We start from the raw sequence: 22,821 nt of genomic DNA, 5'->3' as shown, positions 1-22,821 counted from the left end.
CGGAGCGACCTTCCATGCTGCACGCTTCCCTGACCGTCGACCCCGCCTTCCGCGTCGCCGACGTCAACCCCCGTACCTTCGGCTCGTTCGTGGAGCACATGGGCCGCTGTGTGTACACCGGCATCTTCGAGCCCGGCCATCCGCAGGCCGACGAGGACGGGCTGCGCCGCGACGTCCTCGCCCTGGTGCGCGAACTCGGTGTGACCACCGTGCGCTACCCCGGCGGCAACTTCGTCTCCGGGTTCCGCTGGGAGGACAGCGTCGGCCCGGCGGCCGAGCGCCCCACCCGCCTCGACCTGGCCTGGCACAGCACGGAGACCAACGCGTTCGGGCTGCACGAGTTCCACCGCTGGACCCAGAAGGCCGGGGTCGAGCCGATGATGGCCGTCAACCTCGGCACCCGCGGGGTCCAGGAGGCGCTGGACCTGCTGGAGTACTGCAACCACCGGGAAGGCACGGCGCTGGCCGACCGGCGGCGGGCCAACGGCGCCAAGGAGCCGTTCGGCATCCGGATGTGGTGCCTCGGCAACGAGATGGACGGGCCCTGGCAGACCGGTCACAAGACCGCCGCGGAGTACGGCCGGCTGGCCGCCGAGACCGCGCGCGCCATGCGGATGATCGACCCCGGGCTCGAACTGGTGGCCTGCGGCAGCTCCAGCTCCTCGATGCCGACGTTCGGCTCCTGGGAGGCGACCGTCCTGGAGCACGCCTACGACCAGGTCGACTACATCTCCTGCCACGCCTACTACGAGGAACTGGACGGCGACCTCGGCAGCTTCCTCGCCTCGTCGGTGGACATGGACCGCTTCGTCGAGGCGGTGGTGGCCACGGCGGACCACGTACGGGCCAAGCAACGCAAGAAGAAGCGGATCAATCTCTCCTTCGACGAGTGGAACGTCTGGTACCTGTCCCGTTTCGAGAACCAGGAGAAGCCCACCGACTGGCCGGTGGCGCCGCGGGTCATCGAGGACGAGTACAACGTCGCCGACGCGGTCGTGGTCGGCGGCCTGCTGATCAGCCTGCTCCGGCACAGCGACCGCGTCACGGCCGCCTGCCTCGCCCAGCTCGTCAACGTCATCGCGCCCATCCGCAGCGAACCCGGCGGCCCCAGCTGGCGGCAGACGACGTTCCACCCGTTCGCCCAGGCGGCGCGGCACGCCCGGGGCACGGTGCTGCGGGTCGAGCCGGTCGCGCCCGTGTACGAGACGGCACGGTTCGGTGAGGTTCCCGTCCTCGACGCCGTCGCCACCCATGTGTCCGAGGCGGAGGGTGCCGACGAACTCACGGTCCTCGCGGTCAACCGGCACCAGACCGAGGACGTGGAACTCACCCTGGACCTGCGGGCCTTCCCCGGCTACATGCCGGTGGAGCACTCCGTCCTCGCCGACCCGGACCTGCGCGCGACCAACACCCGGCACGACCCCGAGAGGGTCCGGCCGCGCGGCGTGCACACCGGCGCGGTCACCGGCGGCCGTCTCACCGTGAGCCTGCCGCCCGTCTCCTGGAACGTCATCCGGCTGCGCCCCACCGCCGGCTGACGCCCCACCGGCCCCCGCCGTCGCCGCTGACCAGCCCCGGTGGCGGCGGGGCCTTGTGCACCAACCGGCCGTGGGGCCGTCAGTACGCCTCGGTGCGCTCCCGGCGTATCGAGTACGTCACGAAACCCGCTCCCAGGCCCAGGAACAGCGTCCCCCCGATGACGTACGGCGTCGTGTCCACGCTGCCGGTGTCGGCCAGCTGCGTGTGGGCCGTCGCACCGGTCGTGTCCGTCGCGCCGGTCGACGTCTGGTCGGTGGTGGTCGAGGTCGCGATCCGCGGACTCTCAGGTGTGCTCTGGGTCGCGTTCGCGGACGGCACGAACCACAGGGCACCCAACAGGGTCCCCGCGGCAGTGGCGGTCAGCAACGTCCGGCGGGTGGTGGACGACGATCGACGTGCGGCGGACACGAAATTCCGATCCCCCTGGGGCGCTTACGAATTGGCCGTGTGGAGCGATGCTAGTGAAAGGCGCGGGTCGTGGGAAAGTCGCGAGCTCTCCGGGCCGTACGCTGCGCGCCATGAGCACTTCTGAGACATCACGGTATGTCCGCCTTCGCCTGGAACTGGTCGTCGAGATCGACGATGTCGACGCCGTTGCCAAGGCCGCCCTGCGGCGGATCGCGGACGACCCCGGCATGCCCGAGAGCGAGCGCGCCTACACGGAGAGCGCGGTGACGGAGGACACGGCCGAGGCCGTCGCGTATCTCGTCGAGCCGTCCGTCCTGTTGGGCGAGGTACCCGGCGTCGAACTCGCCCAGGCCTCCTGGAGCAGCGAGATCGTCGACTACGACCCCGATTCGCCGGACTGGGCGCTGGGCGAGGATGATGAGCCAGGGGGAGACGAGGACGACGAGGGGGTCCGACTCGGCTGACATGTCTTGGGAAAATGGTGACCCCGGGTGGCAACCGGCGCCCGGGGCACCGTCGTCTCAAAAGACGTTCCCTGGTGTCCCGCATGGCACCGGGACTCATCGGGCACCCGTCGGGCCGGCGTGGTGTGTCCCACACCGGCCACGGATGTGGAACCGGACGAACCGGTCGTAGCGTTGAGGGTTCTTACGGGGGACTCAACGGGGTTATGGGGATTCGGCAACCATGGAGAAGCGTGTGATGACGGACAGTAAGCGGCGCAAGGGCCTGATGGCCGCGTCCGCACTGCTCGGCGGGGTGCTGGTGCTCTCCGCGTGTAGCGGAGGCAACTCGGCGGCGAGTGGCGGCGGGGACAACAAGGACTCGCAGGCCTCGGTCGACGAGGCGGCCGCCAAGAAGACCTCCGAGGCACAGATCAAGATCACGCCGGCGGACGGTTCCGACAACGCCTCCATCAACAACGCCGCCAAGGTCACGGTCGCCAAGGGCACGCTCACCGAGGTCAGCATGACGACCGCGTCCGGCACCCCGGTCGCCGGACAGATCTCCGCCGACAAGACCAGCTGGGCGCCGACCACCCAGCTCGAGCGGGCCACGACGTACAAGATCGCCGTGACGGCCAAGGACTCCGCGGGCCGCGACGCCCACGAGAACGCCTCTTTCACGACCGTCGCCCCGGCGCACTCCTTCATAGGCAACTTCACGCCGGACAACGGCGCGACCGTCGGCGTGGGCATGCCCGTCTCGATCAACTTCGACAAGGCGATCACCAACAAGGCCGCCGTGCAGAAGGGGATCGCCGTCACCTCCAGCAGCGGGCAGGAGGTCGTCGGCCACTGGTTCGGCGCCAACCGGCTCGACTTCCGTCCCGAGCAGTACTGGAAGGAGGGCTCCACCGTCACGATGAAGCTGAACCTCGACGGCGTCGAGGGCGCGAGCGGCATATACGGCGTGCAGCAGAAGACGGTCACCTTCAAGATCGGCCGCAACCAGGTCTCGTACGTCGACGCGAAGACCAAGCAGATGAAGGTGACGCAGGACGGCACGGTCATCAAGACCATACCGATCTCCGCGGGCGCCCCGGATCACACGACCTACGAGGGCCGGATGGTGATCTCGGAGAAGTTCACCCAGACCCGCATGAACGGCGCGACGGTCGGCTTCACCGACTCGGACGGCAAGGGCGAGTACGACATCAAGGACGTGCCGCACGCCATGCGCCTGACCACGTCGGGCACCTTCATCCACGGCAACTACTGGGGTGCCTCGTCCGTCTTCGGCAACGTCAACACCAGCCACGGCTGTGTCGGCCTGCAGGACAAGAAGGGCGCGAACGACCCGAGCACACCGGCCGCCTGGTTCTACAACCACTCACTGATCGGTGACGTGGTGGTCGTCGAGAACACCGGCGACAAGACGGTCGCCCCGGACAACGGCCTCAACGGCTGGAACATGAGCTGGGCCCAGTGGAAGGCGGGTTCGGCCGTCTGACGCCGGCGCCGACGGGACCCCGCCCGTACGCCTAGAAGGCGCTCGCAGCCCCCGACAGGGCTGCGAGCGCCTCGGCGTTTGCGCCAGCCGGTTCCCGTGCGGCCACATCCTTCTCATCGTCCGCCTCGTGCACCCCGCGCACACGACCATGGACTGCGCATCGTGCGGAGCGAGAACCAAGCACGCACTTCCTCTGCCGGTAGGCCGTTCCGTGGGCCTCCGTGGGCCGTTCGGCACGACGTTCGGTGGGTCGTCGCATGGACGCCCGGTCGTTGCAAGTCGTTACGGCCCCCGTATTGAGGCGTTGATCACCCCCCGGCATACTGCGTGATCCGGGGGGATGACGTGTGCATGTACGAGACCACCCCCGGCCGGGTGAACGGGGATTCGCCCGGCACCTCATCTCCAGGGGGAGTCTTGCGCAGACAAGTGAAAAGAGCATGCGCGGCGACCGTCGCAACGGCGGCCGCCGTGGCGTTGGCGGCGGGCATGACCAGCCCGGCGTCGGCGAAGCCCGCCCCCGCGGCACACGGCGCCGCCGGCGGCCTGACGGCCCAGCACCGGATCACTCTCATCACCGGTGACCGCGTCGTCGTCGACGCCAAGGGCCGAGTCGTGGGCCTGGAGCGGGCGAAGGGCCGGGAGAACGTTCCGGTCCAGGTCCGCAAGACCGCCGGACACACCTATGTGGTGCCGGCCGACGCGGCCGCTCTGATCGCCGAGGGGAAGATCGACCGGCGTCTGTTCGACGTCACCGAGCTCAACTCGTCGCGCACCCGCGCGGACCAGAAGAACGGCCTGAAGGTCATCGTGGGCTACAAGGGCGCCGCCCGTACCGCGAAGGCCGACGTCCGCGAGGCGGGCACGCTCCGCCGGACCCTCACGTCCCTGAACGCCGACGCGGTCCTCACGCCCCAGCGGGACGCGGCCGAGCTGTGGAAGGCCGTCACCGACGGCGACGCCACCGCCTCCGGCATCGCGCACGTCTGGCTCGACGGCGTCCGCAAGGCGAGCCTGGACAAGTCCGTGCCGCAGATCGGCGCCCCGACGGCCTGGGCCGCGGGCTACACCGGCAAGGGCGTCAAGGTCGCCGTGCTCGACACGGGCGTCTATGCCGACCACCCGGACCTCAAGGGCCAGGTGATCGAGGCCAAGAACTTCTCCACCTCCGCCACCACCGCCGACAAGGTCGGCCACGGCACGCACGTGGCGTCCATCGTGGCCGGCACCGGCGCGAAGTCGCACGGCAAGTACAAGGGCGTCGCGCCCGGCGCCAGGATCCTCAGTGGCAAGGTCCTCGACGACGACGGGTACGGCGACGACTCCGGCATCCTCGCGGGCATGGAGTGGGCCGCCCAGCAGGGCGCCGACATCGTCAACCTCAGCCTGGGCGGCGCCAACACGCCCGACATCGACCCGCTCGAGGCGGAGGTGAACAAGCTCTCCGAGCAGAAGGGCATCCTGTTCGCCATCGCCGCGGGCAACGCGGGGGAGGGCGGCGAGAAGACCATCGGCTCCCCGGGCAGCGCGGCCGACGCGCTCACCGTCGGCGCGGTCGACGACAAGGACCGGCTGGCGGACTTCTCCAGCCGTGGTCCCGGCCTCGACGGTGCCCTCAAGCCCGATGTGACCGCACCCGGCGTGGACATCACCGCCGCCGCTGCTCCGGGCAGCCTCATCGACCAGGAGGTCGGCGAGAACCCGGCCGGCTACCTGACCATCTCGGGTACGTCGATGGCGACCCCGCACGTCGCGGGCGCCGCCGCCATCCTCAAGCAGGAGCACCCCGACTGGACGTATCCCGAGCTGAAGTCGGCGCTGACGGGCTCCGCGAAGGGCGGCAACTACACCCCCTTCCAGCAGGGTTCGGGCCGCATCGCCGTGGACAGGGCGATCAGGCAGACGGTGCTCGCCGAACCGTCGTCCCTGAGCTTCGGCACCGCGCAGTGGCCGCACACCGACGACACGCCGCTCACCAAGCAGCTGACGTACCGCAACACCGGCAAGAGCGCCGTCACCCTCACGCTGTCGCTGACGGCCACCAACCCCAGGGGCCAGGCGGCTCCTTCGGGCTTCTTCACGCTCGGCGCGAAAACGGTCACCGTCCCCGCGGGCGGCACGGCGTCGGTCCCGGTCGCCGTCGACAGCAAGCTGGGCGGCACCGTCGACGGCGCGTACTCGGCGTATGTGACGGCGACGGGCGGCGGCCAGAGCGTGCGCACGGCCGCGGCCGTGGAACGCGAGGGGGAGTCGTACGACGTCACGCTGAAGTACGTGGGCCGTGACGGACAGGCGCCCGTCCACCTCAGCGACCTGGTCGCGGCCTCGGGCGCCGACGCGGGCAAGGAGTACTTCTCCCAGAGCTCCGCGACGACCGTGAAGATCCGCGTGCCCAAGGGCACGTACCTGCTGGACTCCCTCTCCGTGAAGGACCCGACCTCGATCGAGGGCGGCGTCGACTGGCTGGTCCAGCCCAAGGTGAGCGTCACCGGGGACACCGCCATCACCCTGGACCTGAACAAGACCAGGTCCGCCGACATCACGGTCCCGGACGCGTCGGCCAAGCCGCGGTCCGCGACGGTGTCGTACTTCTACGACCCGGCGGGCACCGGCCTGGCCCTGTCCGCTCCGTCGTTCGCGGACATCCGCCTGGCGCAGGTCGGCCCACCGGTCCCCTCCGGTCTTTCCCAGTCCTGGTTCGGCCAGTGGACCGAGGGCGACACGGCGGAGTACGACGTGTTCACCGGCTCCGCGGTCAAGCAGCTTCAGGGCGCGCACGTGCGCCACTACAAGGCGAACGAACTGGCCACGCTGAAGCTGAACCTCGGCGCCGCGAGCAGCGGCAAGACCGGCGCCGTCGGCGCCTACGCCGAGACACCGACCGACAGCGGCTCCAACGTCCCCGTCGGGCAGAACCTGCGCGGCACGCGCACGTTCTACGTGTCCACGGGTGACAAGGCGCAGTGGACGTTCGACTTCTCGCAGTACGGCGGCAAGAAGGACGCGGGGGGCTTCCCGGTCTCGGAGGCGTACTACACGCTGGGCGCCCCGCAGATCCTCACCGGCGGCAAGACCTACACCAAGACCCTCAACACCGCGGTCTTCGGGCCGGTGATCAACTCCGACTACGGCCTCTTCCGGGCCGACAACGAGATCTACGGATACCTGCCGCTGTTCGCGGACGGGCAGGGGCACGCCGGATCCTCCGAGTTCATGTCGGTGAGGACGACGCTGTACCGGGGTGGCACCAAGGTCGGCTCGAGTGACGATCCGCTGTTCGGCGTGAAGCCCTTCGAGGTTCCCGCCGCCGAGGCCACGTACACGCTGACGACCTCGGTCATCCGCAGCGTGAAGGTGGCGGCGGCGTCCACCCGCATCGACGCCGGCTGGACGTTCAAGTCCAAGAAGGTGGACAGCGCCCAGCTGCCCGCCTCGACCGTCCGCTTCGGCGCGACCACCGGCCTGGACAGCCGCGTCGAGGCCGGCAAGAAGGTCACGATCCCGGTCACCGTCCAGGGCGCGGCCGCGGGCCGCAACCTCCAGTCGCTCTCGGTCTGGGTGTCGTACGACTACGGCAGGACCTGGACCAAGCTGACGGTCAAGAACGGCAGGATCACCTACAGGAACCCGGCCAAGGGCCAGGGCCTGTCGTTCCACGCCAAGATCGCCGACAAGAAGGGCAACAAGTCGACGATCTCCATCTACAACGCGTTCTACGCCAAGTGAGTCGATAGACAGCGGACAGATGGCGGACGGCCCACCGGAAGCGATGCCTCCGGTGAGCCGTCCGATGTGTGGCGCTCTTTGTGCCGGGGTCGTCCGATGTGTGGCGCGGTCGTGCCCGTGGCCGTCAGGCGTGCGGTGCGCCGGTGCCCGCTGCCGTCAGGCCTGCGGCGCGGTCGTGCCCGCGCGGGTGGCGTCCGTGCCCCAGCTCGCCAGCAGCCGCAGCGCCTCCGCCGACGCCGAGCCCGGCTGGGCGTGGTACGTCACCAGCGCCGGCTCACCGTCGTCCGGCACCCGGAACGACTCGAACTGCAGCGCGAGGTCGCCCACCAGCGGATGCCGCAACCGCTTCAACCCGTGGCTCTTCTCCTTGACATCGTGCGTCGCCCACAGCCGTCGGAAGTCCTCGCTCTTCACCGACAGCTCCCCGACCAGCGCCGACAGTCGCGGATCGTCCGGGTGACACCCCGCCTCGTAGCGCAGCTGGCACACGATGTCGATGGCCTTCTGCTCCCAGTCCACGAACAGGTCCTGGTACTCGGGCTTGAGGAACGTCATCCGTGCCCAGTTCCGCTCCTGCGGCGGCAGCTGAGCCCAGTCGCCGAAGACGGCCGCGGCCATCCGGTTCCACGCCAGGATGTCCGCACGCCGCCCCACGATGTACGCCGGGACCCCGTCGAAGGAGTCCAGCAGCTGCATGAGCGACGTCCGCACCTGCTGCGTCCTGGCCGACGGCTTCTTCTTGTGCGCCTTCGGCTTGGCCAGATGCGTCAGATGCGCGTGCTCGGCGTCGGTCAGGTGCAGCGCGCGGGCGATCGCGTCGAGCACCTCCGCGGACACGTTCCGTCCATTGCCCTGCTCCAGGCGTGTGTAGTAGGCCACGGACACGCCTGCCAGCTGCGCCAGCTCCTCGCGTCTGAGCCCGGGCACCCTGCGGTGGCGGCCGAAGTCCGGCAGTCCCACGTCCTGCGGCTTGAGCCGGGCCCGGCGGGTGCGCAGGAACTCGCTGAGCTCGGCGCGCCGGTCCAGGGCCTGACCGGCTCCCGCGGCGGGCTCCGGCACGGAGTCGAGCTGTTCTTCCATACGTCCAGTATTCATGGTGGTAGGACCGGGAGCCTGACCCCGCCAATGGTAGGACCGCTGGTCGTAGGCAGAAGCGTGGTCTGGGTGACTCGGCTGCCGTCGGGCACGCTGGACGGCGTGCCCGGTGGAAGGCAGCCGGGCACGCGACCCCTAGGAGAAACTCCGCATGACCACCGTTGCTGCGTACGCCGCACCCGCCGCGAAGGCCCCGCTCGAGCGCACCACCATCGAGCGCCGCGAGGTCCGCGAGTTCGACGTTCTGATCGACATCAAGTTCGCCGGTATCTGCCACTCGGACATCCACCAGGCCCGCGAGGGCTGGGGCGAGGCGATCTTCCCGATGGTCCCGGGCCACGAGATCGCGGGCGTCGTCTCCGAGGTCGGCCCCGGGGTGACCAAGTTCAAGGTCGGCGACCGCGTGGGCGTCGGCTGCCTGGTCGACTCCTGCCGCGAGTGCGAGAACTGTGAGAAGGGCCTGGAGCAGTACTGCCTCAAGGGCGGCGTCGGCACGTACAACGCCATCGGCAAGGACGGCGAGCCCACCTACGGCGGCTACTCCGAGAAGATCGTCGTCGACGAGAACTTCGTCGTCCGCATCCCGGACGGCCTCTCCCTCGACGTGGCGGCTCCGCTGCTGTGCGCCGGCATCACCACGTACTCCCCGCTGCGCCACTGGAACGCGGGCCCCGGCAAGAAGGTCGCGATCGTCGGCCTGGGCGGCCTCGGCCACATGGGCGTCAAGCTCGCGCACGCGATGGGAGCCGAGGTGACGGTCCTGTCGCAGTCCCTTCGCAAGAAGGACGACGGGCTGAAGCTGGGCGCCGACCACTACTACGCCACCAGCGATCCGAAGACCTTCGAGGAGCTGCGCGGCACGTTCGACCTGATCATCTCCACCGTGTCGGCGCCGATGGACTTCGGTGCGCTCCTGTCGCTGCTGAAGACGGACGGCGCGCTGGTGAACGTGGGCGCTCCCGAGGAGCCCATCTCGCTCAACCTGTTCTCGGTGATCTCCGGCCGCAAGACCCTCGCCGGCTCCGGCATCGGCGGCATCCGCGAGACCCAGGAGATGCTGGACTTCTGCGCGGCGCACGGCGTCGGCGCCGAGATCGAGCTGATCAGCGCCTCCGAGATCAACGAGGCGTACGAGCGGGTGCTGAGCAGCGACGTCCGGTACCGGTTCGTGATCGACGCGGCCACCATCTGAGAATCCCCTGACAGCACCACATGAGGCGGCCCCCGTGGCCGCCTCATGTGCGTTGTCGGTCGAAGGTCGCAGCGGCGTGGGCCCGAAGACCGATGTGCCGCCCCCTCCCGCTGCCTAGCCTGGAAAGTGGTTCCGGCAACCGGGGGACACAACCGGGGGACAGGAGGCCCGACCATGTCCGTGGAGCTCAACCACACGATCGTCGCCGCACACGACAAGGAGGCGTCCGCCCGTTTCCTCGCCGATCTGCTCGGGCTCGAGGTGGCGCCGCCGTTCGGCCCGTTCGCCCCGGTGGAGATCCCCAACGGCGTGACGCTGGACTACATGGAGACCACCGGCTCGATCACCCCGCAGCACTACGCGTTCCTGGTCTCCGAGGACGACTTCGACGTGATCTTCGCCCGTATCCGGGACAGGGGCCTGAGGTACTGGGCGGACCCGTACCACCGCCGCCTCGGCGAGATCAACCACAACGACGGCGGCCGGGGCGCGTACTTCGACGACCCGAACGGTCACAACATGGAGATCCTGACCAGGCCCTACGGGAGCGGCGGGGACTGAGGTTCATCCGGTTGGAGGTGCCATCGCGCGGCCGGGGCCGTGCCCCCGTCCCGGCCGTGCCCGGCCTTGTGCCGTCGGGCGCGGCGCGCTCCGAACGCCTCGCCGAACCGGTCCCATCGCAGGGTCGGTTGAGATGGTCATCGGATTGCGATCGAGAGTGCGCCACCTTAGCTTCAGGGCGTCGGGATCTTCCGGCAAAGTCCGCATAGGTCGTCTATGTCGGGCTTCCCCCTGGTGCCATCGAACGGAGCATTCATGTCGGTGATGACCGGTCCCCAGCCCCTGCAGCAGTTCGGCCAGCAGTTCGGCCAGCAGTTCGGCGCTCAGATGCAGCAGCCGATCGCGCAGATCGTCCAGCACACGATTCAGCAGGCCTGTCAGCAGGCGAGCCAGCAGATCGCGCAGCGCATGCAGCAGACGCTGCAGCAGATCCAGCAGGTCCAGCAGCAGCTGCAGCAGCAGGGCATGGCCCACCAGGCGCACCCCTACCTGGCCGTGGCGCTGCACCACGCGCTGCGTCAGGGCGCCCGCAGTGCGGTGGAGCAGTCCGTGCAGCAGGCGCTGCCGATCGCGATCGTGACCCTGCTGCAGCAGGGCCAGCAGGGCCAGCAGGGTCAGCAGGGCCAGCAGTGGGGCCCCGGCGGCGGCCCGGGCCAGCCCTTCGGCCAGCAGTACCCGCCGCCCGGCCTCGGCTTCGGCCCGACGCCGCCTCCGCCGCCCGGCCCCGGCTTCGGCCCGACGCCTTTCGGTATCGGCTGACGTCCGCCGGCGCGTGACCCCGTGATGCGGTGTGCCCAGGAGTGGCTCCCGGGCACACCGCATCATCTTGGAAGCGCCGGCCGCCCGTCACCGGATCAAGAGCACAGGAACAACGTAGGCGTGGTGAAGGTGGACGCAATGGTCAAGGAAAGACCCGGAAACAACCGCGAGAGCGGGTCCGATGGCGGCGTGGTCGGCGGGCCGGGACCCGAGAGCAAAGCCGGGCCCCAAAGGAAGGGCGCGCCGTCCCCGATCACGGTACAGCCGCGCCGGGCGCGGTACCTGGTGACGCCGCTGCCGCAGACTCTTCTCCCACCGGGAGTCTCCGAAGTCGGCATGGACACGGTGTGCGACCGGCTGGATCATCTGCCCGAGGTCACCGTGGTCCGCAGACTCCAGCCGTCGGAGAAGCTGAACAGGGCCGGGATGCCGCCCTCCTGCCCGGAGATCGTGGTCGTCGAGGCGGCCGAGGCCCAGGTGCCGGCCATGCGGTCGCTGCATGTGCACATCGAACCGGATCTGCCGCTGTCCGGGACCGGACCCGCCGCCGCACCGTCCGCGGGCGTGCTGCCGCTGCGCGATCCGGGGCTGGTCATGCCGCTGGAGGAGCCCGCGGAGATCTCGCTGCGCGTGTGCGGCCCGGACGGCGAACCGCTGGCGGGCGCGGGGGTGTTCCTGATCGGGGCGACCTGGCCGGGCCAGGGCATCACCGCGGCCGACGGGAGGGTGACCCTCACCCTGGCGACGGAGACCGCGGAGACCGTCCAGTCCCTCTATGTCCGCCCGGCCGGCGGTTACGCCGACCGCTGGATCCACCGGCCCGACCTGTCGGCGACGCAGGAGAACCTGGTCACTCTCACCCCGCTGGCCCAGGTGTACCCGGAGCTGGAGCAGCGGCAGCAGTACGGCTGGGGCCAGCAGGCCATGCGGCTGGACCGGCTGCCGCCCACGTTCCGCGCCTTCGGCGTCCGGGTCGCGGTCATCGGTTCGGGCGTCAGCACCGAGCACCCCGACCTGCGGCAACGCGTGCGCTCCGGTGTCGATGTCGTGCGCGGCACCGACAGCGGCTGGGCCCACGACACCCTCGGCACCGGCACCCACGCGGCGGGCATCATCGCCGGCGCGGACACCGGCAGGGGGATCATCGGCATCGCCGTCGACGCCGAGATCGAGGTCTGCCAGGTACTGCCCGGCGGGCACTTCAGCGACCTGATCGCCGCTCTGGACCACTGCATCGAGCGCGAGGTCGACGTCGCCCATCTCGCGGTGGCCGCGCCGTACCCTTCGGCACTGGTCTCCCGCAAACTCGCCGACGCCTACGCAGCGGGCATCGCGTGCGTCGCACCCGCGGGCGACACCGGCGGACCGGTCGTGTTCCCGGGCTCGCTGCCCACCGTGTTCACCGTCGGCGCGCTGGGAGTCTTCGGCTCGTACCCGCAGGACACCTCCCAAGCCACCCACATCGGGCCGCAGTTGACGCCCGAAGGGCTGTTCGCCGCACCGTTCAGCTGCCACGGCCCCGGCGTGGACGCGGCCGCCCCCGGCGTGGCGGTCCTGTCGTGCGCCCCGCGCGGCGGCTACACGGCCCTGGACGGCACCGGCACCGCCTCGGCCCATGTCGCCGGTCTCGCCGCCCTCGTTCTCGCCCACCACGAGGACTTCCACGGCCAGTTGCTGCCGCGCGGCCCCGGGCGGGTGCAGCACCTGTTCGAGATCATCGCCGGGAGCTGCCGTCAACTGGCCGCCCCCGGAACGCTGGAGGCCACCCGCGTCGGACGCGGCCTGCCCGACGCCTTGGTGGCCCTCGGCCTGGCCCCCGGAGTACAGCTGGCTCCTGCCCTGTCGCCGTACGCCCCGTCCATGGCGGGATGACGACGCACCACACGGATCGGCACCCGCTCGCTCGGGGCGGGTGCCGATCCGTGTGCCGTTCGCGCGGAGTCGTGGGTCAGCCGCCGCCGGCCGGCTCCTTGCCGGGGGCGGCGTGCCGGGGGCGGTACTTGCAGGACACCTGCCCGACGAGCTCCCGGAAGCACACCAGGGCGGTGATCGGCGGAATCCCGACGATCACCATCGAGAGCACGGAGTACGAGGAGTGGCTGATGCAGAGGGCCACTGCCGTCGCGGAGGCGATCAGGATGACGCACCAGGACCGCCGGGCGGTGCGGTGCTGGAAGGCCGCCCGCAGGATGGACAGCGCGGCCACGAACCACGGTCCGTACACCGTCAGCGGCCACCACTGGGCGAGCGGCGCGGGCAGGACGGTGGCGGCGATTTCGCGCAGCTGGTTGTAGGAGTAGGCAGTGGACCAGCCCAGCATCGCCACCGCGCACGCGGCGATCGTGGCGACCAGGAGCGTGACGGGGCTGAGTCGCTGACCGCCGTCGAGGATGTGGGAGGCCGGCCGGTGGCGCCGCCGGTCGATCCGGTGACGGTGCTGTCCGTCCAGCGAGGGCGGAGCGGGGTCCACCGCCGACACGGTGGAGAGCATCTGGGCCAGCTCTTCGTCGGGGTCCCAGCCGTTCGGCGCGATGTCCGAGTCGGGCGCGCTCCAGACGGGATGCGTCCCGAGGGGATCGACATGATAAGAGGGCTGGCCGAGCACGTCATGATCGGATCTCAGGGAGAACTGAAGATCGTAGAGGCTTGGCTCGCCTTGAATCCTGTCCATTCTCGAAGCTCCTCCGAGCTCTGTATCAGGATGCTCCGTCCAGAGCGCGCAGGTATTCGCTCTCCATGTCGCTGATCTTCTTGAGGAAGTCTTCAAGAAGGTCCGAACAGCCCTTGAGGCGCACGTCACCGCCGGCCGGCTCGTGCCAGCCGGCGCCACTTCCGACGGGGATCTGATCTTCCGGTTCGTTCCAAGTCACGATCACCTAACGAGCGCAACGGGGCGCCCAGGTATCCGGCATTTGGGGGAATAAATCGACGGAAAATCGTTTCTGCAGTCAGATTAGAGTACCCGGGCGGCGTATTTCCCAAAATCCGTGCAGCGGTATTTCGTTGAATAGTATTTGACGGTACGTGAGGTGCCCGGGTGAGCCGGCCCGGGGAGCATCCTCGGACCGGTGACCGAGCGAAAGTCCGCTCGCCGGTTCCGCCGTCGTGACGTGAGTGGTTGCCTCGACCAGGGGTAGGGACTAGTCCGATTTGTTGATCTCCGTGCGTGTTCCGCCCCGGCCTGCCGAAGGGACCGGCATGCACGGGCCAAGCTCGCTCCTGGATTCGGGGAATCGCCCGACACGCCTGAACAAGGAGCACACCTATGAGTCCTGCGCTCAGGACAGCCAAGAAGGCCGGCAAGCTCGCATCGATCGCGCTGGCGGTGACGATCGGAATCGTCACCCCTGCCGCTGCCGCGGGCCACACGGTGGCCGGCGGTGACGCGAGCACCTCCGCGAAGCAGCCGTGCGACCCCCACGATGGCCACCGCGACGGCAAGTGTGACCCCCATACCCCCAGCACAACGCCCAGCCCCGGCAGGCCGCAGGAGGGCTGCTCGGACATCGCCGCCGCCCAGTTCAACACCTCGTTCGAACTCAGGGCCGTGTTGACCGGTGGCAAGGCCTACGTGGGAATCCGCGACGTCAGCGTCGCCAACCCGCCCGTCCCCGGCTTCCTGTGGACGGACCTCAGCACGCTGCCCGGCTACCCCGCCAACGCCTGCGCTGTTGCCATCCCGGTGAACAGCACCACGACGAACGGGCCCATCGCCGTCGACGTGCTGACTGTGAACGGCCAGGTCTACGAGACCACCTGCGCCGAAGGAGTCTCCCCGACGGCGCCGGTCCACCCCATCCTCACCTGCAGCGCCGCCTGGGTCGCGCTGCATGCCCCGGCGTCGGGCGCGTCGAACTCCTGACCCCACGCACCGTCTGAGGGGCGTCCGACGCACGACAGCGCGTCGGACGCCCCTCAGCGCGTGGGCGTATTCTTCCGCGGCCCAGGCCGGATGGAGGCCCGGCCGGCCCGGCCGGCTCAGCGCGACAGGGTCGCCGGGCTTCCCCCGTTCGCCTCGTACCCGGCCACCGCCAGCGCCCGGTACACCGCGTAGTCCGCCGCCGGGTCGGCGGTCAGGGTCCAGGGCAGCGCGCCCACGTGGCCGTCGACGTGGACCAGCTGGGCCATCGCCTCCGCCCAGCGCTCGCTGCGGACCAGGAAGAACACCAGCAGATGGCGGACGTGCGCCAGCATCGGGTCGTCGGGGCGGGCCGAGTGCACCGCGTACAGCGCGCCGTGGACGGCCTTCGTCACGACCTCGCTCTGGTAGAAGCTGCTGACCAGGTTCACTTCGGGAAGGTGCTCGAAGACCGCGAACAGGGGCATGGCCGCGAGAAGCGAGCCCTGCGGGGCGCGGGCCGCGGCCGCCTCCGCGAAGGAGTACGCCAGGTCCCGCGAGCCGTGCCACTTCTCGCACCAGTAGTGCAGCGCCGCCAGGTGCGCCCCCATGTGTGTGGGCGCCCGGTCGAGGATCTTCAGCCACAGCTGCTCGAACTCGGGCTGCGGATAGGCAAGGCCGCGGGCCACGGACAGTTCGATGATGTAGGGGACCGGGTCGCCGGGGGCCAGCAGCGCCGCCTCCCCGCACGCCGACCTGGCCTCCTCCATGATGATCCGGAACTCGTCCGTCCCCGGCGTCGACGTGCGCCACGCCTGCTGCACCAGGAACTCCGCGTGCACGGCCGCGCCCCCCGCGTCCTTGGGCGCCTCGGCCCGCCACACCCGCAGCCACTGTCCGCCCGGCGTCTCGCTCACCCCGCCGGGCCGCTGCTGCAGCTCCAGGGACGCGGCGCCCGCGAAGGCCTGCACGCGCTGCCAGCGCGTCTCGCCCTCCGCCTCCGTGCCGGCCAGGAGCTGGGCGGCCGCGCGGTAGTCCTGCGTGCGCTGCACCACGTCCAGGACGTCCAGCAGGTCCTCGTCGGGGCCGGGCATGCGGACGTCCAGCTCCTCCTGACGCAGGAACCCGTAGTTCGCCGGGTCCGCGGCGTCCGGGTCGCCCGGCGAGACCTGCTGGATGGCCGCTCGCCGGCGCATGAGGACGGGGAGCAGGACCATGCTGAACAGGGCCAGTGCCATCAGGACCCAGAGAATCACCATGGCCCAAGCGAACCAGACCGGTCCGACACTTGGCCATTCTGGTCGCCCCGCCTGTGGAAAACCCCGCCGCCCGGGCCCGTCTCCCGGGTGCGGCGGCCCCGTTCGCAGCCGGGGCGCCCCCGTTCCCAGCCGCGGCGGCCCCGTTCCGGGGCGCCCGGCCTCGCGATCCCGCGTCCCGGCCGCGGGCGCACTACCCTCGGAACCCATGAGCGACAGGCACATCAGTCAGCACTTCGAGACCCTCGCGATTCACGCGGGGAACACGGCCGACCCCCTCACGGGCGCGGTCGTCCCGCCGATCTACCAGGTCTCCACCTACAAGCAGGACGGCGTCGGCGGGCTGCGCGGCGGCTACGAGTACAGCCGCAGCGCCAACCCCACCCGCACCGCCCTGGAGGAGAACCTCGCCGCCCTCGAGGGCGGCCGGCGAGGCCTCGCGTTCGCGTCCGGACTGGCGGCCGAGGACTGCCTGCTGCGTACGCTGCTCGCCCCCGGTGACCACGTGGTGATCCCGAACGACGCGTACGGCGGTACGTTCCGCCTGTTCGCCAAGGTCGTCTCCCGCTGGGGTGTGGAGTGGTCGGTGGCCGACACCAGCGACCCGGCCGCCGTGCGGGCCGCCCTCACCCCGAGGACGAAGGTCGTGTGGGTGGAGACCCCCTCCAACCCGCTGCTCGGCATCACCGACATCGCCGCCGTCGCTCAGATCGCCCGTGACGCGGGCGCCCGACTCGTCGTCGACAACACGTTCGCGACCCCCTACCTCCAGCAGCCGCTCGCGCTCGGCGCGGACGTCGTCGTGCACTCCCTGACCAAGTACATGGGCGGCCACTCGGACGTCGTCGGTGGGGCACTGATCGTGAACGACCAGGAGCTGGGCGAGCAGCTGGCATACCACCAGAACGCGATGGGCGCGGTCGCCGGCCCGTTCGACTCCTGGCTGGTGCTGCGCGGCACGAAGACGCTCGCCGTGCGGATGGACCGGCACAGTGAGAACGCCACCAAGGTCGCAGACATGCTCAGCGGGCACCCGCGCGTGAAGCGCGTCCTGTACCCGGGCCTGCCTGAGCACCCCGGGCACGAGGTCGCGGCGAAGCAGATGAAGGCGTTCGGCGGCATGGTGTCGTTCCGGGTCGAGGGCGGCGAGGAGGCGGCCGTCGAGGTCTGCAACCGGGCCAAGGTGTTCACGCTCGGCGAGTCCCTGGGCGGTGTGGAGTCCCTGATCGAGCACCCGGGGCGCATGACGCACGCGTCGGCGGCCGGCTCGGCCCTCGAGGTCCCCGCCGACCTGGTCCGTCTCTCCGTGGGCATCGAGAACGTCGACGACCTCCTGGAGGACCTGAAGCAGGCCCTCGGCTGAGGCACCGCCTCACCCTCGACCTCACCAGTCGCTGATCGGTGGAGTCGTCGTCGACGGCGGCTCCACCCAGGGGCGGGCGACCGACGCCCACACGGTGAAGGCGAGCACCGCGGCCACCAGGGCCAGCCACAGCACACGGAGGGCCACCGTGCGCCGGCGCAGCAGACGGCTGCCGCGCCGCACCACGTTGCCGTACAGGTCCGGCGGCACCGGAGGCGGTGTCCGCTCCAGCATCCGCCGCACGGTCGCCTCCCGTTCGGACACGTTCACCGGGCACCTCCTTGGGCGTACGGCCCGGGGAGGGCGGTCCCTGGGGGCGCGGCGGGCCGGGGGCCGCCCATGTCCGCGTACGGCACGGTCACGACGGCGCCACCTCCGGTGCCGGCATCGCCGCTGCCGTCCTTGCCGGGGGATGCAGCAGTGTCGCCATCGCCCGGGCGCAGATGGCCCGAACCCGCTCGGCGGGCAGGCCGAGCAGCGCCGCCGTCTGTTCCTCGGCGACCCCCTCGTACATCCTCAGGACGAGGATCAGCCGTTCCTGGGGAGAGAGGTTCACCAGCGGGCTGCCCGGCGCCGGCCGGTGCCGGCCGAGCGCCCCGTACTGGTGCCACGCCTCGCGCGCGAAGCGGGTGGCCAGGTGCTGGCGTGCCCGGGCGTAGGGGTCCTCGCCGCGCAGCCGGTCCCAGGAGGCGTACGTCTGGGCGAGGGCCAGCGTCAGCAGCCGCCGGGCGCGCGGGTTGTCGTCGGGGGCCTCCGCGGTGAGCAGGGTCGCGGCGTGCAGCAGCCGCCCGGCGGCGCCCGCGACGAACGCCTGGAACTCCCGGGCCCGGCGGGCGTCGTGGGACGCATGCCGTTCTCGCACCGCGCCTCCCGCCTGTGGGTGACCGTGAGGGGCAGGACCCGTCGAGTACGTACGGCGTCGAGGGCGTGCGGCACACCGGACGGCGTACGGACGACAGGGACCCGCTCTCATAGGAGACCGGCGGCGCCCCCCGGGTCAAGAGCCTTGGAGCACCCGCACGCGCGTGTGTCGGCGTCACGGCGTACGCGTGCGGGGCTCAGGACGCCGGCTGGGACTCCGGTCCCGCGACACCCTGCGTGCCCTGCCGGGCGGAGAGCGCGACATTGAAGCGGGTCAGGAGCGCGGTGAACGTCTCGCGCTCCTCCGGCGCCCAGTCGTGCGTCAGTTCGGCCATGAGCTGGCGCCTGGAGGAACGTACCTCCTCGAGCCGGGACAGCCCGCGCGGGGAGAGCTGGAGCACCACCGCGCGTCCGTCCTCCGGGTGCGAGGTGCGCTTGACGAGACCGGTGTCGACCAGCGGGGCGACCTGCCGGGTGACCGTCGAGGAGTCGATGCCCATGCTGGCGGCGAGCGCCTTGACACCCATGGGGCCTTCCTTGTCCAGACGGTTGAGCAGCAGGTACGCGGCGCGGTCCATGGAGTTGCGCACCTGCCCGACCCCGCCGAGCCGCGTCTGCTCGGCACGGCGCGCGAACACCGCGACCTCGTGCTGCAGCGTGTCCAGAAGACCGGTGTCACCGACAGTGCTCATGTCGGTCATGTCCATCGACATCTCAGGTGTTGTGGGCATCGCCGGGGGCTCACTTCGTGCGTGGGGAGCTGGGTTGGGGGACAGGGTACGCGGCCGGAGCGCAGGACGTACCAGGGCTGTGCAAACCCGTTCCGAGCCTTGGTCACACCCGTTGTGGACGGGCGTGAACTGCGAGACTGGTGGTCATGAACTACAGCACGGCCGACTCCTTGCCGACGGTGACGCCGGATGACGTCCGGGGCGCCCAGAAGATGCTCTCGGGGGTCGCACGTGTCACCGCCATGGAGGGCAGCAGGCACCTGTCCCAGCTGGTCGGCGCCCCGGTGCACCTGAAGTGCGAGAACCTCCAGCGGACCGGGTCGTTCAAGCTGCGCGGCGCGTACGTGCGCATCGCGGGGCTGCTGCCCGAGGAGCGTGCCGCGGGGGTCGTCGCCGCGAGCGCGGGCAACCACGCGCAGGGCGTGGCCCTCGCCTCCGCGCTGCTCGGTGTGCGCTCCACGGTGTTCATGCCGAAGGGCGCCCCGCTGCCGAAGATCAGCGCGACCCGCGAGTACGGCGCGGACGTACGGCTGCACGGCCAGGTGGTGGACGAGACGCTGGCCGCCGCGCAGGAGTACGCGGCAAAGACGGGCGCGGTGTTCATCCACCCGTTCGACCACCCGGACATCATCGCGGGTCAGGGCACGGTGGGCCTGGAGATCCTGGAGCAGTGCCCCGATGTGCGCACGATCGTCGTCGGCACCGGCGGCGGCGGGCTGATCGCGGGCGTCGCGACCGTGGTGAAGGCGCTTCGGCCGGACGTGACGGTGGTGGGCGTGCAGGCGGAGGGCTCGGCCGCGTACCCGCCCTCACTCGCGGCCGGGCGGCCGGTGTCGGTCGAGAGCGCGGCGACCATGGCCGACGGCATCAGGGTGGGGCGGCCCGGTGACGTGCCGTTCCGTATCGTCCGCGAGTTGGTCGACGAGGTCCGGACGGTGTCCGAGGACGCGCTGTCCGCCGCGGTGCTGCTGTGCATGGAGCGGGCCAAGCTGGTCGTCGAGCCGGCCGGCGCGAGCCCCGTCGCGGCGCTGCTGAGCGATCCGGGCGCCTTCGAGGGCCCGGTGGTCGCGGTGCTGTCCGGCGGCAATGTCGACCCGGTGCTGCTGCAGCGCATCCTGCGGCACGGCATGGCCGCGCAGGGCCGTTACCTGGCCGTACGGCTGCGGCTGACCGACCGCCCGGGCGCCCTGGCCACGCTCCTCGGGGTGCTGTCGCTGGTGGACGCCAACGTCCTCGACGTGAGCCACGTGCGAACCGACCCCCGGCTCGGGCTCACGGAGGCAGAGGTCGAGCTGCACCTGGAGACGAAGGGCCCGGAGCACTGCGCGGAGGTCGGGCACGCGCTGCGGGAGGCGGGCTACACCGTCATCGGCTGAGTGTCGGGCTGCACCCTCATCGGCTGAGGTCGGGGGCGTGCCGGGAGCAGTCGGCGAAAAACCGTTGAGAGACGCGATACATCGCGTTATGGTGTGTCTCGCATCACCTGGTGCCCCGTCACTTTGTGACGGGTCTCGCCCTCATCGCGTTTTGCGCGTACTTTGCCATACCCCTGTCCCCGGCGGCTCGCCGTTTTTTCCGACGACGTGGAGAACTCATATGCCAGGCGCCATCCATGCCGAAGGCCTGGTGAAGACCTTCGGCGACGTAAGAGCTCTGGACGGTGTCGACCTCGACGTCCCGCAGGGCACCGTGCTCGGCCTCCTCGGGCCCAACGGCGCGGGCAAGACCACCACGGTCCGCTGCCTGACCACCCTGCTGCGCCCCGACAGCGGCAGGGCGCTCGTAGCGGGCATCGACGTGCTCAAGGACCCGGACGCGGTGCGCCGCTCGGTGGGCCTGTCCGGGCAGTTCGCCGCGGTCGACGAGTACCTGACCGGCCGCGAGAACCTCCAGATGGTGGGCCGGCTCTACCAGATGCGCGGCAAGGCGGCGAAGCAGCGCGCGACCGAGCTGCTGGAGCAGTTCCACCTCACGGACGCCGCCGACCGTCCCACCAAGACGTACTCCGGCGGTATGCGCCGCCGCCTCGACCTCGCCGCCGCCCTGGTGGTCCGGCCGCCCGTGATGTTCATGGACGAGCCCACGACCGGCCTCGACCCACGCAACCGCCAGCAGCTGTGGGAGGTCATCAAACAGCTCGTCTCCGACGGCACGACGCTGCTGCTGACCACCCAGTACCTCGAAGAGGCCGACCACCTGGCACACGACATCGCCGTCGTCGACCAGGGCCGAGTCATCGCCCGCGGCACCTCTGACCAGCTCAAGGCCCGTACGGGCGGTGAGCGCGTCGAGGTCGTGGTGCACGAGCGCGAGCACATCGCCACCGCCGCCGAGGTGCTGAGCCGCTTCGGCAAGGGCGACGCCTCGGTCGAGGAGCACACCCGCAAGCTCACGGTCCCGGTCACCGGCGGCGCCAAGCTGCTGGCCGAGATCATCCGCGAGCTGGACAGCCGCGGCATCGAGATGGACGACATAGGACTGCGCCGCCCCACCCTCGACGACGTCTTCCTGTCCCTGACCGGCCACGCCGCCGAGGAGAAACCCGAGGAGAACGGCGCGGCCGAGGAACCCAAGGCCCGCAAGCGCACCAAGGAGACCGCCAAGTGAGTGCCGGAACCGACGCCGTGCCCGTCGCGGCGCCCGCCAACCCCGTCGTCCAGTCCGTCCGCGACTCACTGGTCGTCGCCCAGCGGAACTTGATTCGCATGGGCCGGATTCCCGAGATGCTCATCTTCGGGCTGATCCAACCGATCATGTTCGTGGTGCTGTTCACCTATGTGTTCGGCGGCTCGATCCAGGTCGGCTCGTCCAACACCACCCAGGTCTACCGCGAGTTCCTGATGGCCGGCATCTTCGCCCAGACCGTCACGTTCGCGACGGCGGGCGCGGGCGCGGGCATCGCCGACGACATGCACAAGGGCCTCATCGACCGCTTCCGGTCCCTGCCGATGGCACGGGGTGCGGTGCTGACCGGCCGCACCATCGCCGACCTGGTGCAGACGGCGCTCACCCTCGTCGTCCTGGCGGTCGTGGCCCTGATCGTCGGCTGGCGCACGCACGAGAACCTCGGCAAGGTGCTCGCCGGATTCGGCCTGCTCCTGCTGCTCGGCTACGCGTTCTCGTGGATCGGCGCGCTCATCGGCCTGTCCGTGCGTACTCCTGAAGCGGCGACCTCGGGCGGCCTGATCTGGCTGTTCCCGCTGACCTTCATCTCGAACGCGTTCGTGGACGCCAACCAGATGCCGTCGTTCCTGCGGCACATCGCGGAGTGGAACCCGTTCAGCGCGACCGTGCAGGCGTGCCGCGAAATGTTCGGCAACCTTCCCCCGGGTTTCCGTACGCCCGACGCCTGGCCCATGCAGCACCCCGTGTGGGCCTCGCTGATCTGGTCGGTCGTGATCATCGCGGTATTCAGGACCCTGGCGGTCCGCAAATACCGCTCCGCGACGGCATGACCACCACGGTGGCCTCCGGCGGCTCGGCCAGAGGCCACCGGCCCCCGGCGAGACAAAGGCCCCGGGCACGACAGGCCCCCGGAC

The 22,821-nt window shown here is 70.5% G+C and carries 21 protein-coding genes; 13 read left to right on the top strand and 8 right to left on the bottom strand.

Annotated elements, in window-relative coordinates; all coding sequences use genetic code 11:
* Positions 1-14 precede the first annotated feature (14 nt).
* Positions 15-1,538, top strand: coding sequence for an arabinosylfuranosidase ArfA (gene arfA, locus ACZ7L1_RS06155; protein ID WP_471434619.1), 1,524 nt, complete (start codon positions 15-17; stop codon positions 1,536-1,538).
* A gap of 79 nt (positions 1,539-1,617) precedes the next feature.
* Here the strand turns inward: arfA and ACZ7L1_RS06150 are convergent, their stop codons facing one another.
* Positions 1,618-1,905, bottom strand: coding sequence for an LPXTG cell wall anchor domain-containing protein (locus ACZ7L1_RS06150; RefSeq protein ID WP_471434874.1), 288 nt, complete (start codon positions 1,903-1,905; stop codon positions 1,618-1,620).
* A gap of 152 nt (positions 1,906-2,057) precedes the next feature.
* Between ACZ7L1_RS06150 and ACZ7L1_RS06145 the strand changes: the two genes are divergently transcribed.
* The 3 genes from ACZ7L1_RS06145 (at position 2,058) to ACZ7L1_RS06135 (ending at position 7,626) form a co-directional block, all read left to right on the top strand.
* Positions 2,058-2,411, top strand: a complete 354-nt coding sequence (locus ACZ7L1_RS06145; RefSeq protein WP_471434618.1) for a hypothetical protein — start codon at positions 2,058-2,060, stop codon at positions 2,409-2,411.
* 238 nt (positions 2,412-2,649) lie between these two features.
* Positions 2,650-3,900, top strand: a complete 1,251-nt coding sequence (locus ACZ7L1_RS06140; RefSeq protein ID WP_471434617.1) for a L,D-transpeptidase — start codon at positions 2,650-2,652, stop codon at positions 3,898-3,900.
* A gap of 489 nt (positions 3,901-4,389) precedes the next feature.
* Complete coding sequence (locus ACZ7L1_RS06135) at positions 4,390-7,626, top strand: S8 family peptidase (protein ID WP_471434615.1); 3,237 nt, start codon at positions 4,390-4,392, stop codon at positions 7,624-7,626.
* A gap of 156 nt (positions 7,627-7,782) precedes the next feature.
* Here ACZ7L1_RS06135 and ACZ7L1_RS06130 read toward each other — a convergent pair whose 3' ends face one another.
* Entirely contained in the window at positions 7,783-8,706 is a 924-nt protein-coding gene (locus ACZ7L1_RS06130) for a helix-turn-helix domain-containing protein (RefSeq protein WP_471434614.1), read from the bottom strand.
* Positions 8,707-8,872: 166 nt separating this feature from the next.
* Between ACZ7L1_RS06130 and ACZ7L1_RS06125 the strand changes: the two genes are divergently transcribed.
* The 4 genes from ACZ7L1_RS06125 to ACZ7L1_RS06110 all read left to right on the top strand — a co-directional run bounded on the left by ACZ7L1_RS06125 (position 8,873) and on the right by ACZ7L1_RS06110 (position 13,105).
* On the top strand, positions 8,873-9,913 hold the full coding sequence (locus tag ACZ7L1_RS06125) for an NAD(P)-dependent alcohol dehydrogenase (protein ID WP_471434612.1): 1,041 nt from the start codon (positions 8,873-8,875) through the stop codon (positions 9,911-9,913).
* Between the two features lie 174 nt (positions 9,914-10,087).
* Entirely contained in the window at positions 10,088-10,474 is a 387-nt protein-coding gene (locus ACZ7L1_RS06120) for a VOC family protein (RefSeq protein WP_471434610.1), read from the top strand.
* A gap of 255 nt (positions 10,475-10,729) precedes the next feature.
* Positions 10,730-11,233: a hypothetical protein gene (locus ACZ7L1_RS06115; RefSeq protein ID WP_471434608.1), complete on the top strand. Its 504-nt coding sequence runs from the start codon at positions 10,730-10,732 to the stop codon at positions 11,231-11,233.
* Between the two features lie 336 nt (positions 11,234-11,569).
* Entirely contained in the window at positions 11,570-13,105 is a 1,536-nt protein-coding gene (locus ACZ7L1_RS06110; protein ID WP_471434606.1) for a S8 family serine peptidase, read from the top strand.
* A gap of 76 nt (positions 13,106-13,181) precedes the next feature.
* Here ACZ7L1_RS06110 and ACZ7L1_RS06105 read toward each other — a convergent pair whose 3' ends face one another.
* A complete protein-coding gene (locus ACZ7L1_RS06105) occupies positions 13,182-13,904 on the bottom strand; it encodes a DUF2637 domain-containing protein (RefSeq protein ID WP_471434604.1) in 723 nt (240 codons plus the stop codon).
* Between the two features lie 25 nt (positions 13,905-13,929).
* A complete protein-coding gene (locus tag ACZ7L1_RS06100) occupies positions 13,930-14,109 on the bottom strand; it encodes a hypothetical protein (protein ID WP_103840074.1) in 180 nt (59 codons plus the stop codon).
* 389 nt (positions 14,110-14,498) lie between these two features.
* Here ACZ7L1_RS06100 and ACZ7L1_RS06095 point away from each other — a divergent pair, with 389 nt between their 5' ends.
* Positions 14,499-15,095 (top strand): hypothetical protein, encoded by a 597-nt coding sequence (locus ACZ7L1_RS06095; RefSeq protein WP_471434602.1) that lies wholly within the window; start codon positions 14,499-14,501, stop codon positions 15,093-15,095.
* A gap of 116 nt (positions 15,096-15,211) precedes the next feature.
* Here ACZ7L1_RS06095 and ACZ7L1_RS06090 read toward each other — a convergent pair whose 3' ends face one another.
* Positions 15,212-16,330, bottom strand: a complete 1,119-nt coding sequence (locus tag ACZ7L1_RS06090) for a hypothetical protein (protein WP_471434600.1) — start codon at positions 16,328-16,330, stop codon at positions 15,212-15,214.
* Between the two features lie 205 nt (positions 16,331-16,535).
* On the opposite strand from ACZ7L1_RS06090, the gene ACZ7L1_RS06085 reads away from it, so the two are divergent.
* On the top strand, positions 16,536-17,690 hold the full coding sequence (locus tag ACZ7L1_RS06085) for a cystathionine gamma-synthase (protein WP_200419015.1): 1,155 nt from the start codon (positions 16,536-16,538) through the stop codon (positions 17,688-17,690).
* 21 nt (positions 17,691-17,711) lie between these two features.
* On the opposite strand, the gene ACZ7L1_RS06080 is transcribed toward ACZ7L1_RS06085, so the two are convergent.
* The 3 genes from ACZ7L1_RS06080 to ACZ7L1_RS06070 form a co-directional block, all read right to left on the bottom strand.
* Positions 17,712-17,960, bottom strand: coding sequence for a hypothetical protein (locus ACZ7L1_RS06080; RefSeq protein WP_471434598.1), 249 nt, complete (start codon positions 17,958-17,960; stop codon positions 17,712-17,714).
* 88 nt (positions 17,961-18,048) lie between these two features.
* Positions 18,049-18,552, bottom strand: a complete 504-nt coding sequence (locus ACZ7L1_RS06075; RefSeq protein ID WP_471434596.1) for a sigma factor-like helix-turn-helix DNA-binding protein — start codon at positions 18,550-18,552, stop codon at positions 18,049-18,051.
* Between the two features lie 196 nt (positions 18,553-18,748).
* The gene (locus ACZ7L1_RS06070) at positions 18,749-19,264 is read right to left on the bottom strand and encodes a MarR family winged helix-turn-helix transcriptional regulator (protein WP_200419428.1); all 516 of its coding nucleotides are present in this window, start codon (positions 19,262-19,264) and stop codon (positions 18,749-18,751) included.
* A gap of 164 nt (positions 19,265-19,428) precedes the next feature.
* Between ACZ7L1_RS06070 and ilvA the strand changes: the two genes are divergently transcribed.
* The 3 genes from ilvA (at position 19,429) to ACZ7L1_RS06055 (ending at position 22,737) form a co-directional block, all read left to right on the top strand.
* A complete protein-coding gene (gene ilvA, locus ACZ7L1_RS06065) occupies positions 19,429-20,658 on the top strand; it encodes a threonine ammonia-lyase (RefSeq protein WP_471434595.1) in 1,230 nt (409 codons plus the stop codon).
* A gap of 220 nt (positions 20,659-20,878) precedes the next feature.
* Positions 20,879-21,889, top strand: coding sequence for an ATP-binding cassette domain-containing protein (locus ACZ7L1_RS06060; RefSeq protein WP_471434593.1), 1,011 nt, complete (start codon positions 20,879-20,881; stop codon positions 21,887-21,889).
* Complete coding sequence (locus ACZ7L1_RS06055; RefSeq protein ID WP_471434592.1) at positions 21,886-22,737, top strand: ABC transporter permease; 852 nt, start codon at positions 21,886-21,888, stop codon at positions 22,735-22,737. The genes ACZ7L1_RS06060 and ACZ7L1_RS06055 overlap by 4 nt, the downstream gene beginning before the upstream one ends.
* The last annotated feature ends 84 nt before the right edge of the window (positions 22,738-22,821 follow it).

Source organism: Streptomyces sp. NPDC107546 (assembly GCF_055639175.1).
This window is presented reverse-complemented; position numbering and strand designations above follow the sequence as displayed.